The 12,457-nt window shown below is 50.9% G+C and carries 12 protein-coding genes and 1 pseudogene; 5 read left to right on the forward strand and 8 right to left on the reverse strand.

Features of this window, described 5'->3' with window-relative positions; all coding sequences use genetic code 11:
• Positions 1-182: 182 nt before the first annotated feature.
• From MNU25_RS14445 to MNU25_RS14460, 4 genes are all read left to right on the forward strand, one after another.
• Entirely contained in the window at positions 183-1,886 is a 1,704-nt protein-coding gene (locus MNU25_RS14445) for an oleate hydratase (protein WP_240985706.1), read from the forward strand.
• Between the two features lie 193 nt (positions 1,887-2,079).
• Entirely contained in the window at positions 2,080-2,754 is a 675-nt protein-coding gene (locus MNU25_RS14450) for a hypothetical protein (RefSeq protein WP_240985707.1), read from the forward strand.
• Positions 2,755-3,131: 377 nt separating this feature from the next.
• The gene (locus tag MNU25_RS14455; RefSeq protein WP_240985708.1) at positions 3,132-4,523 is read left to right on the forward strand and encodes a sensor histidine kinase; all 1,392 of its coding nucleotides are present in this window, start codon (positions 3,132-3,134) and stop codon (positions 4,521-4,523) included.
• Positions 4,520-5,206, forward strand: a complete 687-nt coding sequence (locus tag MNU25_RS14460; protein ID WP_240985709.1) for a response regulator transcription factor — start codon at positions 4,520-4,522, stop codon at positions 5,204-5,206. The genes MNU25_RS14455 and MNU25_RS14460 overlap by 4 nt, the downstream gene beginning before the upstream one ends.
• Here the strand turns inward: MNU25_RS14460 and MNU25_RS14465 are convergent.
• Positions 5,196-5,333, reverse strand: a complete 138-nt coding sequence (locus MNU25_RS14465; protein ID WP_240985710.1) for a hypothetical protein — start codon at positions 5,331-5,333, stop codon at positions 5,196-5,198. The two genes, MNU25_RS14460 and MNU25_RS14465, sit on opposite strands and share 11 nt — an antisense overlap.
• A 249-nt stretch (positions 5,334-5,582) precedes the next feature.
• Here MNU25_RS14465 and MNU25_RS14470 point away from each other — a divergent pair, with 249 nt between their 5' ends.
• A complete protein-coding gene (locus MNU25_RS14470) occupies positions 5,583-6,656 on the forward strand; it encodes an alcohol dehydrogenase catalytic domain-containing protein (RefSeq protein WP_240985711.1) in 1,074 nt (357 codons plus the stop codon).
• A 409-nt stretch (positions 6,657-7,065) separates the two neighbouring features.
• Here the strand turns inward: MNU25_RS14470 and MNU25_RS14475 are convergent, their stop codons facing one another.
• From MNU25_RS14475 to MNU25_RS14495, 7 genes and pseudogenes are all read right to left on the reverse strand, one after another.
• Entirely contained in the window at positions 7,066-7,578 is a 513-nt protein-coding gene (locus MNU25_RS14475; RefSeq protein ID WP_240985712.1) for a GrpB family protein, read from the reverse strand.
• Positions 7,579-8,002: 424 nt separating this feature from the next.
• Positions 8,003-8,470 (reverse strand): GNAT family N-acetyltransferase, encoded by a 468-nt coding sequence (locus MNU25_RS14480; protein WP_240985713.1) that lies wholly within the window; start codon positions 8,468-8,470, stop codon positions 8,003-8,005.
• Positions 8,471-8,812: 342 nt separating this feature from the next.
• Positions 8,813-9,715 (reverse strand): class I SAM-dependent methyltransferase, encoded by a 903-nt coding sequence (locus MNU25_RS14485; protein ID WP_240985714.1) that lies wholly within the window; start codon positions 9,713-9,715, stop codon positions 8,813-8,815.
• A gap of 196 nt (positions 9,716-9,911) precedes the next feature.
• Complete coding sequence (locus MNU25_RS20790) at positions 9,912-10,601, reverse strand: PEP-utilizing enzyme (RefSeq protein ID WP_476724250.1); 690 nt, start codon at positions 10,599-10,601, stop codon at positions 9,912-9,914.
• Positions 10,510-11,502, reverse strand: a pseudogene (locus tag MNU25_RS20795) (PEP/pyruvate-binding domain-containing protein); the annotation flags it as partial. The gene MNU25_RS20790 and the pseudogene MNU25_RS20795, both read right to left, overlap by 92 nt.
• Positions 11,499-11,693, reverse strand: coding sequence for a VanZ family protein (locus MNU25_RS20585; RefSeq protein ID WP_420838687.1), 195 nt, complete (start codon positions 11,691-11,693; stop codon positions 11,499-11,501). The pseudogene MNU25_RS20795 and the gene MNU25_RS20585, both read right to left, overlap by 4 nt.
• Entirely contained in the window at positions 11,690-12,121 is a 432-nt protein-coding gene (locus MNU25_RS14495) for a hypothetical protein (RefSeq protein ID WP_240985715.1), read from the reverse strand. Before MNU25_RS14495 ends, MNU25_RS20585 begins: the two co-directional genes overlap by 4 nt.
• Between the last annotated feature and the right edge of the window lie 336 nt (positions 12,122-12,457).

A 12,457-nucleotide genomic window follows, 5' to 3' on the forward strand; every position in this document is an offset into this window, starting at 1 on the left:
CCTTTGCTCCTCCTTCTACCGTCCTTGTCTTTCCCTGCCGGGCCAAAACCGTTGCACACTTTGTATCTTTTGTGACGACATTACGCAAACTCAAACTATTGACCATTTCATCCAGCTTCTTCGCAGGCTAAGATAGTTGCAGAACGTAAAAACTCCAAAGAACAAGAAAGGTAGGGTGGCATATGGGCAGCTATCAACACATCAACCCCTTAAAAGAAACCGGAAGCGAAAACAAAAGAGCCTATCTGATCGGAGGCGGGATCGCGTCTCTGGCCGCGGCAGCGTATCTTATTCGTGACGGGCATATGGATGGAAATAACATTACGATTCTGGAAGAAACCCCGGTCTTGGGCGGCGCCATGGATGGAGCCGGAGATGCCGAACACGGCTACATCATACGCGGGGGCAGGGAACTGGAAGAGCACTATGAATGCGCCTGGGATCTGTTCAGTTTCATTCCTTCGCTCAATAACCCTGAAAGAACCGTCCTCGATGAATTCCGCGAGCTGAACCTGGCGGAGCCCAACGAGTCCAACAACCGTTTAACTCACCAATGCGGTCAAAAAGCGGACTTTTCCCATCTGGGACTATCCAACGCGCATGTTAAACAAATCACGGCTCTGATCCTGGCCACGGAGGAGAGTCTTGGCTCCACGACGGTTGAGGAATTCTTCGACCCGTCTTTCCTGGAAACCAACCTGTGGTGTTTCTGGCGTTCCATGTTCGCCTTCGAAAACTGGCACAGCGTGGTGGAAATGAAGCGGTATATGGAACGCTTCATGCACATGCTGCCGGGTATGAACCAACTTAAAGGAATTCTGCACACCCAGTACAACCAGTATGATGCCCTGATTCTTCCCTTACTCACCTGGTTGAAAGATAAGAACGTGAACTTTGATCTTGGCGCCCAGGTCACGGACCTGGATATTCAGCTTAGCGGCGGAACAAAGACGGTAACCGGGATCCATATCCTGCGCCGGAGTAAGCCCGACAAGATCGGGGTTGACGAAAACACACTGGTGTTCGTCACCAATGGCTCGATGACCGAAAACTCCACCCTGGGTAGTATGCACAAACCCGCCGTTTTGAACCGGGACACCACCCGTCCGGGCTGCTGGACCCTTTGGAAGAAGATCGCGGCCAAAGACCCGTCCTTTGGCCATCCCGAGGTATTCTGCGGTGACATTGATAAGACCAAGTGGGAATCCTTCACCCTGACCTTCAAAACCCCTCTGATGAACCAATTCCTCAAGGAATTTACGGGCAACGATCCCCTCAGCGGAGGCCCTGCTACCGGGGGAGTGGTCACCATCAAAGACTCGAACTGGCTCATGAGTTGGACCTGCTCCAAGCAGCCCCATTTCATCAACCAACCAAAGGATGTCTTAGTCTTATGGGCCTATGGCTTGTTCCCGGACAATGTCGGCAATTTTGTCAAGAAGAAAATGTCCGATTGCACCGGTGAGGAACTGGCCACAGAACTACTATATCACATGGGACTCCGGGACAAAATCCCCGAAATATTAAAGGATGCCAACGTCATCCCGTGCATGATGCCTTATATCACCAGCCAATTCATGCCCCGGGTCAAGGGCGACCGCCCGGACGTCGTTCCCGCGGGCAGCACTAACCTAGCCTTTCTCGGTCAGTTTGCCGAAGTTCCCGACGATTGTGTTTTCACGGTGGAATACTCGGTCAGGACCGCCATGATGGCTGTGTATCAATTGCTGGGTTTGGAAAAAGAGGTGATTCCGGTTTATCCCTCGAAATATGACATCCGTGTCCTGGCCGCCGCGGCCAAAACTTTGACCGACGGACGCCCCCTTCCCGGCCAGAGTATTGTTCGTAAACTTCTCAAGGACACAACCCTGGAAGGTCTGGTGTGAGAGCGCCCTGGACTGTCTTGGACTGCCCTAGAGTGCCTTGGACTGCCTTGGTCTTGTCCTTGCCAACCCGGGGTAAAATAGGATAAGTTATCAGCAGCTTTAAAGTTTTTTAAGGAATTTTTATCAAGGGTTTAAAGGGATTTTAAATCTGCCCGCTATAATGACCTCGAAACCAAAAGAAGGAGGTCATTAAATGAATAAGCTCAAATTGTTGTACGATGTGGTTACGACCCTGAAAGAAAAGGAAAGCGTCAATGGGTCCCTGGTCCTGGAAGGGAAAAAAGATCAAGTCCGCTTCCTGAGCCTCCGCAATGACTTCCAGAAAAACTTCGCCGTCGGGGAAGTCAAAGCGAAGATCAGCGCGGAGCTCGACATGGAAGGGAAAAAGGTCAAACACGAAACCAGCCTTGAGTTCAATTCCGCAGACCAGGCGGCGGGAATGCACCGGCACTGGGGAAGGCACATGCACCATCATTTCGGACCCGGAATGATCGATGGCGAAGGAATTGGGCATCCGGGAATCAAGCACAAACTGACGGCGCTCGCTTCCTTCCTAAACCTGCTCGACACGATGCAGGTCAGTGAACGAGAGGACAAGACATGGCTTACGCTCAATTTGGGCGAATTTCTGACCCAGTTTAAAACCATGCATGCCGGAATGCCTCAAGGACCGGAGCACGAACTTCATATTCCCCTGCCCTTCAGGGAATTTGCGGCCATGGAAAAGCCCGCTGCGGAGCTCACTCTGCAAGTCAACAAGAAGAAAGAAGTTGAGCAGATAACCTTTAAGGTGGAAGGAAAAACGGAGGGCGAGCTCGGGGCCGCCAAAGGCCTGAGTCTTCAGGGAGAGCTGCAGTTTGCCTGGTAAGAAACAGACAGGCTCGCTTGCCAGGTGAGAAACAGACAGGCTCGTTTGCCCGCTAGAGAGTCATCAAGACAGAGTCTACCCAGCGATACGAGGGGCGCTGAACATTCCGGGTGAATTTCGCGCCCCCGCTTGTATCGCTTGTCTTATTCGACCAATTGCTCCACAGGACTCTCCTTATACTCCAACGGAGTCATTGGAACACCGGCTGAGCCCCCAAGCAGCGAGGACTCAAGAAAACTCCCGCAGGCGCGGGGATTGCTCACGTGAGCGATTGGTTCAATCAGGGTTGAGGGAAGTTCCCCTATTTTCTTTATTTCTTCTTAACTTAGGGCGATTACCTTCTGGCGTAACAAAAAAGGGCAGCGGGTGTGTGACTAATGCAAGGAAAATTCGCAGAAAATGTGAAAGAATACTTCAGAGGGCTGTGGAACAAGCGGAAGACGAAATCCGCCGACGGCTCTCCGACCAAACCGAGGGAAGCTTCTTTGCTGCGGGAGAAGTATTTCCGTGAAATCCGCGAGCTGCGCCGGAGACAGGCGGAGGAACGCCATAAACAACACCGCAAATTCCACGAGGAATTCGCCCGCCTGCACGGAGGGCACCGAAGAATTCATCACCCTGAGGAGTTCAGGCGGCTGCACCGTTCGTTGAGATTTTTACGCCCGCTCGCTCTGATTTTGAATCTGGCGATTTTGTACATTCTCTTCCGCTGGGTCGGGATTCGGGCCATCGGCATCGTTTTTGCCTTTTTGATCGTGGCCAAGGAGGTGGCGCAGCTCGTCTTTTTCGGGCGCCTGGAAAAAAGGGTCTTTCAACCGGTCAGCCGGCTTAAAACAGGATTTGCCGAGATAGCCCGCGGCAATTATCACGTTTCCCTGGAGCCCGGTATTGAGGACGAGTTTTTAGGGGAATTAATTCACTCATTCAATAACATGGCAGCCAAACTGAGCGAAAGTCAAAGGATCAATTCCGAGTATGAAGAGAACAGGAAGACGTTGGTGGCGAATATCTCCCATGATCTCAAAACCCCGATAACCTCCATCCAGGGGTATCTGGAAATGATCCTGGAGGGGCATGTCAGCGAGCCGGAAAAACTCAAACGCTATTTGCGCACGATTTATAATAACTCGACCTATATGAACAAGCTCATTGATGATTTGTTTTTGTTTTCCAAGCTGGATTTGGCTAAAATGGACCTAAACTATGATATCCTTAAGATACGCCCCTTCATGAGTGACTTGATGGCTGAATTTGAGTTTGAATTGCTGGACAGGCATCATGAGTTTACCTATAGGGATCAGATGAAGGAGACGCCATCCGTTAGGATTGACGGCAAGAGGGTGCAGCAAGCCATTCGGAATATTATCGGCAACGCTGTGAAATACGGCCCGGCCGACCTGCGCGTCGATACGGATTTGTACGCAGAGGGGAACTTTGTCTGCCTCAGCATCAGAGACAACGGCCCGGGCATACCGGAGGAGAAACTCCCCTATATTTTTGACCGGTTTTACCGGATTGATCCCGAACGCTCCAAGGACCTCATGAGCACAGGGCTCGGTTTGGCCATCGCCAGGGAACTGATTGAAGCGCAGGAGGGCGAAGTGGTGGCTTCCAGTCCGGCGGAAGGCGGCACCTGCTTCACGATCAAGCTGCCGATCGCCGGCAACGCAGTTAATAGCGACCAAAAGACCAGTGAGCCCGCGGGAGCGGCTGCAGGCCGACGGGACAGCGCGGTAAACAGCGACGAGGAAAACGGAGACGAAGTATGAAAAACGTCTTGATCATAGAAGACGACCTTAATATCGCTGAGATGGAGCGGGATTATCTTCAGCTGAACGGCTATAAGGTGGAGATCAGCCAAGAAGGAGTAGCGGGTTTGAAGAAAGCCCTCTCCGGCATTTACGATATCCTCATTGTCGATCTGATGCTCCCGCAAAAAGACGGATTTGAAATCATTAAAGAGGTCCGGAAAAAGCTGGAGATCCCGGTCATTGTTGTTTCCGCCCGCAGTGAGGATATTGATAAGATCAGGGGCCTGGATTCCGGGGCCGACGACTACCTGACAAAACCGTTCAGTCCGGCTGAACTCATGGCCAGGATCAAATCCCATTTGACGCGGTATGAACGCCTCACCGGTAAAGCAACGGCTGCGGAGGTCATCAATCGCGGCGGATTAGAAATCAACACCGCCTCTCATCAAGTCTATGTCAATGGCAAAGAGGTCTCCTTCACGACCAAGGAATATGAACTCTTACTCTTTTTTGCTGCCAATCCGAACATCGTTTTCACAAAAGAGCACCTTTTCAATACGATCTGGGGAGAGGATTGCTATGGAGACCCGGCGACCGTGGCGGTTCACGTTCAGAAGGTAAGAAAAAAGATTGAAAGGGATTCCGCTAATCCCGCTTATATCGAGACCATCTGGGGAACGGGTTATCGCTTCAACGCTTAGACCGGCCGGAGGGGACGAGTTGAGCCGGATTATCCCCGGCTTGGCTTTCCGTAACTTTCGCCGAGGTGCAACCGCTGACCGACAGGAAACCAAACGCCAGACAAAGAAGCGAAACCATCCTCTTCATAGCTAAACCCTCCCGACTTCTCCTGTTCCCTCACGTTTTCTCCTGTTACCTCCTACTTTATCCTGTTTTCTCCTGTTTTCTCTTCTCCTGCCTTCTCCTTCTTCTCCTACCTTCCTCGACTTTGTCCTGCTTTAAATACTCCTTCAGGCTGCCGACACTTACTTTTATTATATATGTTGTAGCCCAACGCAGGCTTACAAAAAATCAAAGATATTCTTACAAAATAGTTAAGGAATTGAGGCTGAAAAAATGCTGAAAAAGACCATGAAAGCCCTTGTTTATCGCGGACCAAACCGCTACGGCCTTGAGGACGTACCGACACCTCAAATCACGGATCAAAACGATGCCATAGGCAGGGTGACGCTGGCAGCCATTTGCACCAGTGACATTCACCTGGTAAGAGGCCATATACCAAATGTTTCAGTTCCGAAAACCGTGGGTCACGAGTTTTGTGCGGAGATCGTTGAAATAGGCTCGTCTGTAAAACGCCTTAAGCCAGGTACACGCTGCGTTGTTCGCCCGGCGGCCTCTTGTGGGACATGCAAAATGTGCCAAAGCGGTATGCCGGCCCTATGTGAAAAGTATGGGATCTTCGGCCTTGGCCAACTCGAAGGTGCTCAGGCGGAATATGTTCTTATTCCCCAAGCAGACAGGGTCTGTGATCCCATCCCTCCGGGTCTCAAAGAAGAGGATGTTATTCTGGTCCCAGATATGCTGGCAACAGGCTGGTTCGGAGTCAAAAATGCCGAAGTAAACAGTGAAAAAACGATAGCGGTCGTTGGCGTCGGACCCGTCGGGATGTCGGCTTGCCTGATCGCCAAAACAATTTTTGGCGCTAAAAAAGTCATCGCTATTGATGTGCTGTCAGAGAGATTGGATATTCTGCTTAAAAATCACGTTGTTGATATTGTCATTAATTCGGGCAGCCAAAACGTTAGCCGGATCATTCAGGACATCACCAATGGAGTGGGGGTGGATGCTGCAATAGAATCAGGCGGGATTGAATCGACTTTTGAACTGGCAGCCGAAATAACCAAAATGGGTGGCATTGTCTCCACCGTCGCGGTATTCTCCAAACCCCTAATGATTCCCATGGAAAAAATGTTCGCAAAGAACCTTACCGTTAAAATGGGCGTTCACAGGGGCGAAGGCATCTCAGACATGATCGGGAAGATTCAGGAGGGTCAACTCGACGCGCGTTTTATGCTCACTCACAAGAAGCCACTTAATGATGTATTGGAAGGCTATGATATTTTCGGACACCAGAAGGATGGCTGTGTCAAATGGGTGATAACCCCCTATCAAACTAACAGCGGTACTTGAACTGCAGCGGTACTTTTTGTCCGTGCCATTATGGTAATAATCTACCCAGTAATGGGCATCACGGCTTTCCTTCCTGGGCAGGCTCGCCTTTGGTAGACTCATATGAAAACCGAAGTAATCCATCCCATCTACCCCAACCGTGGCCAGCACTTGTTGTTCCTCTTCTGAAAGTCTTATTGGGATAATTCTCCCATCTGCACTGGCGGCTGGAACCCCGTTACTTGAACATCCCGACAGAAGCAGGACCGCCGTAGCCAATACAATAATGGCGGCCGACAACGGGAACTCCTTCCTCTTTGGCATCATCGGCACCCCATCCTTCGTCGCTTTTGTACGCATAACCGGACCCTGAGACTCCCGTTGAAGGATCCGCCGTGAGTTTCTCTTGTCAAAACAGTAATCAAGGTAGTTACATTGTTTTATAAAGCGCCAAGGCCCTTGCTTCCAACTCTTTGATGAAGCTGTCTTTACCGTCCATATAGGACTCGATGTCATCCGGAAAACGTTCCGCCAGCAATCTTTTCAAGGCCCCGTACTCCCTGGCGGCATCCTCATGCGCACGCAGAAAATCCCGAAAGGCAAGATGTCTCACGATGTCCTCGCTTCCCTCTTGAAAAATATGGACATGATGTGTCCGGGCATCGCCGCCTTTCCGAAAAAACCGGCGCCGCGAAATCCCAAACTCCCCCATGGGTTCGTATCCCAATTCGATCATTTTGTCGTTGAACCGGTCAACAGCTTCAATATCGCGGACCACCGGCATCATGTCAATAATTGGCTTGGCCATAATCCCCGGCACGGAGGTGCTTCCGATGTGGTACAGGGCTATGAGCTCTTCACCCAGCACTCCTCGGATTAGATTCGCTTCTGCCTCAAACATCCTCGGCCAGCGGGGGTCATACTCTACGACCACTACCTTCAACTTGCGATCCTTCCTTTACGTTATCTTATCCTCTCACGGGTATTCATCCTATCACGGATATTCTACGCCGATCTAAATAATCCTTCTTGCAACCCACCGGCTCGCGGAAACTTTCCCAACACCGCTGCCTGCCCCAATAGAGCGCTAAAGGCGCAGGGAGTATTCAAGCGGTCATCACAAGGGCTTCTCTGCTCTATCAAAAAGAACATTTATAAAGTTTGCCTTAAACGGGGCAAAGGGCGTGGTTTTTCTCATAGCCAAGCCAATATAGTCCGCTACAAAAAAATGATCCAAGGAAATGAACTGCAAATTTCGGTTCAATCCAATGGCCAGCAGTCCCGGCAGGCAGTGGTAATTAAGTCATCGCCACAAATCGGCACAGACCACCGCTGGCAAGGAAAACCAACCACACGTGCCTTGGCCCTTACCCAAGTTCAACCAAAAAACTATATCCATGCTTCCTGAAACCTAACCGTTCGTAAAAAGCATGGGCTCCCTCCCGGGCAAGATTGCTTGACAAGGCAACCTTATAACAGCCTTGCTTTCGGCAATAACTGAGCGCATACTCCATCATCAAGCGGCCTATCCCCTTGCCCCGGTATCCCGTACCGACGACCACATCTTCCAAGAGCCCTGACGGTTTTCCGGCATGAGCGAGGTTGTCCATAACCGCCAAGGCAAACGTACCGACAATGTCACTGTTGATCTCCGCCACATAAACCTTGTAGTCTGGGTACAGCTCCATCTTCGCTAAGATCCTCTCGGCCTGCTCCAGTGGCAAAACCTCATTCCTGTTTAAATCCAACTGACGGTATAAGCCGAGGACATCTCCAAGATCCGCCCGCAAGGCCTGTCTAATGCCTAACCCCTCCACCCCTAGTTGAGACGCCATGGCCTGAACTTCCCACCTCTCCTCTCTTCTTACCCCGAAAACTCCCATAAAGCGCCGGCATCCTAGAGACAGCCAGCAGCTCTGCAGGCACGCTCGTTTTCACCGAATGCTTCGCGCGGAAGCCCCTGGCTTCAGACCGCCTTTAGGCATGGGGTGGTTGACCCGAAAATCGGTCCGTATGTAAACCGGCTTGGGCTCCGGCTCCTCCCTTTAAGGATACTGGAAAAGCATTTCAACAAGTCGGCACCCCAGGTCTCGCCGGATGAACTCAAGTACCTCCATGTCCGCATCAGGTCCGGTCTGAACTACAGTCATTCATTTGACCTCCGACAAGGTATGCCCCTAGGAGTGGGTTAGTAAAACTACATCGCTGTCCAATTGCCGATACATCTCTCTTTTCTCTCTCGAGGCCAACGGCATAAGCAGTCGCCATAACCAAGCTAAGGGCATCTCGCGGTGCAGACGTCTGGCTTCCAGGCCCATTGAACGTGTTTCGGCTACCTTCCATCCGTACGGGGCAAAGAAATCCGGCCCTTCTTCAGGGGCAAACTGCATCTTAGCGTCTCCGGCTTCCGTAGCCTTGCTCCACCCCGCTTGAGCAAGCCATCGCGAAAGGGCCGCAGTCATTAGGTCCATGAGCCACCAGGTAAAGTTGGCTTGCTCGTGAAGACTCTTGGCCAAAGCCTCCACATCCTCCCTGGACAGCCAGGCCAGGAGTCCTTCACTCAAAACCAGCACTCCCGCGTTCCTGGCATTGACTTCCGCGAATAGTGTCTGTGCCCCCACGGCATCCGCTAGATTCAGACTAACCGACTGAAGTTTACAAACCGGTTTCACACCCGCCAGCTTCTCTTCTTTGTAGGCAAGAATACCCGGCAGATCAACCTCTATCCAGTTAAACGATGCGGGAAGAGGCAAACGGTAGGGCCGGGTGTCTAATCCAGCGCCCAAATTAAGAACGGCATCCACCTTTTCTTCTCCAATCAGTTGAAGGATCATTTCGTCCAGAAGACAAGTGCGCACAGTCATTGACCAAGCACTATTTTTACCATAGGGAATGGTACGGGCGATCTCCTCCCCTCGTTCGCCCGCCAAGACTCCTGCATATGGGTCATGGAAAAGGGCATCACGCCGCCTGGTCTCCACGGCTCGGTAATATGCCACCCAGAGGGCTGTCTCAGAAACATTTTTAATATTAGGCCCTTCCCCGGCCGGATCACTAATACCAACATCGTCCTTTGTCACCGTTGCAATCATTCCCTTCGATGGTTTTCATCCCGCCCTCTCCTTTTGCCCCGCCCTTTCCTTAGTGGCCTTTGAAGGTATTTGACATACCCTTCTGATTTCCTTCAAGACCCACAGTTGTTTTTCTAAAAGAAGCAGCCCCGCAATATAGGCACCGAACTGGAGAAAGCGTTGAACAGTCCGCTCTTACCGTTCTTCAAGTTGTTCCGGCTCCTGCCGTTGATATTATGGTGATGATGCCGTGGGTGCCGTCTACCCGGATGGTTTGCCCATCCTTGATTTTGCGGGTTGCATCGTCAACCCCCACCACAGCCGGAATGCCGTATTCCCGGGCTACTACCGCCCCGTGGGTCATGAGCCCGCCCACTTCGGTCACCAGCCCCGCAAGCAGGGGAAATAAAGACGTCCAGGCCGGGTCGGTGTAAGGCGCCACCAAGATGTCCCCTTTCTCCAGATTGGCATTATCCAGCCTAAGCACGACCCGGGCCCGGCCTTCTACTATACCGATGGAAACAGGACTTCCGGCCAGGGCACCGGCAGGAACTCTCCTTCCTTGTTTAGCCGTAATGATTTCCCCTTCACTGGTCATGGCCCTGGGTGGGGTAAGCCTGCCGTCGTGTCGGAATTTTTCCTGCCGCCGGCTGATGAGGTCATGGTCCGGTTGTGATCTCTGAAGCAACTGCTTAATTTCCTCCAGGGACAGCCAATAGATATCCTCCGGCAGTCTGAGAGCTCCGGCCTCCACCAGACGGTCTGCCTCTTGCAGTATGGCCTGCTTGATTAAATCCAAAACCAGATACACAAACGTGATTTTCTTGGTCATCTGCCTCAGGGATGGGGTATAAAGTAGTGATTGGCCGGCTCTGGACAATATAAAATGTATCATCAGCCAAACACCATTCGATGTCCTGGGGGCAGCCGAAACGTTCTTCAATCTTCCTGCCCATGTGCTCAAGCCGCAAAATCTGCTCATCCGTCAACACTTGCCTATCCTGCCGCTCAGGCGGGATCTCTTGTTCTTTCGTACCACCGTCTTTTAATGCATATGAAGCCCACTTCTTGGTGGATATCCTCTTATCGATTATCTTGCCGTTACGCACTTTATAGATGTCAGCATTCACCCGGCCGGAGACCAAGGCCTCACCCAGTCCGAAGCTGGCATCAATGGATAACACCTTCCTATTAGAAGTGACGGGATCGGCAGTAAACACAATTCCTGCCGTCTGCGGGAAGACCATCTTCTGAACAACCACAGACAGGTGGACTTTACGGTGGTCGAAGGCGTTTTGAAGGCGGTAAGTTACTGCCCTCTCGGCAAACAGAGACGCCCAGCACTTGCTGATATGCTTTAGGATCGCCTCTTTTCCGATAATGTTCAAATACGTATCTTGCTGGCCTGCGAAGGAGGCCGTCGGCAGATCCTCTGCCGTTGCACTGGATCGTACAGCATAGGCATTTTCTTCTCCAAGCCTGGAGAGGAAGCGGGTTATCTCTTCATTTATGTCTTGGGGGATTTCCAGCCCTTCAATGACCCTGCGAATCTCTCCGCTAAGTTCACCGATTTTATCCCGGTCTTCCACCCTGAGAAACGATAACTGATCAAGCAATCCGTCAATCGCTGACGTTTCCCCCAGGATTCTTTTAAAAGCCCCAGTAGTAATACAAAAGCCATCCGGTACGCGTATGCCTTCAATCCCGGCAAGTTCCCCCAGGTTGGCACCTTTACCCCCAACAATCATGGATTTTGTTTTATCAATATCCTGAAAACCAAGCACATAGGAATTCATATGTTCTCGACAAACTGCAAAAGTTCAATGGAAACAGAAAATAGGGCTCCCTTCCAGATAACGGTTTTAAAATTAACGCGAGTTATAAACGGAAGACCGAACCCAAATGGTAGCAACAGTAAAACATTTCCCGTTCCCTGAACTGAACTCAAATAACCAAGTGTTAGTTCACGAAAGGGTATATAGTTCAAGCCAGTTTTCCAGTTAATCCGTCATATACCATCGTATCGTGATGTTCATGCCCACTCAAACAAAGCAAGGCTTTGTCGTACTGTTGCTTTCCCTGATAATCGGAAAAGTCCCAAGCGACTTTCGCCGGCCCCGTCGTTGGAGCAGCGGTATGGACCTTCAACCCCATAAGGCTCAGATAGTAGGTCTTTCCAGAGTCATTACTGAACATTCCTTTGGGATCCGATGGCTTGTGTTCTGGTGCTGGATTGGTTTGAGCAGGCCCTTCCGTATCCATGACCTGAGCCTTCGGATTTTTTACATCCGCCATGCCCGACCCCTGGTTACCTGGTACTTTGCTACTTTCTCCGGAAATCACTGGAGCAAAGTTACAAGCCGTTAAAATCAGCATTCCGCTCATAACAAATATAATAAGGAATATTCTTCTCATGCTGTCCCCCTTCTCTATTAAGGTGAGGAAGAACGAGATACGCCCTTCCCCGCCGGTCCTAATGTAATTACGAATTTGGAACGTAGACAACTTCCGGACATACGGCTATACCTAAATCCTTATACCACTTGTTAATGATTTCTGTATACGTCATTCCGTTCTGGGCATCAAGATAACTACCGTTAGACCCCGCAGCCCAAGCCAGTCTCAACCTGATTCAACAGGATTTTACCGCTTCCATACCCAATCAAAAGTGGTTGGGCGATATTACAGAAATTCTTACTCGAAATCTATTTTAAGTGTCGCTCAAAAACCAGCCAAGAACAAGCTCTAATA

This window comes from Acididesulfobacillus acetoxydans, assembly GCF_902729405.1.
In the GTDB taxonomy this organism is placed as follows: Bacteria; Bacillota; Desulfitobacteriia; order Desulfitobacteriales; family Desulfitobacteriaceae; genus Acididesulfobacillus; species Acididesulfobacillus acetoxydans.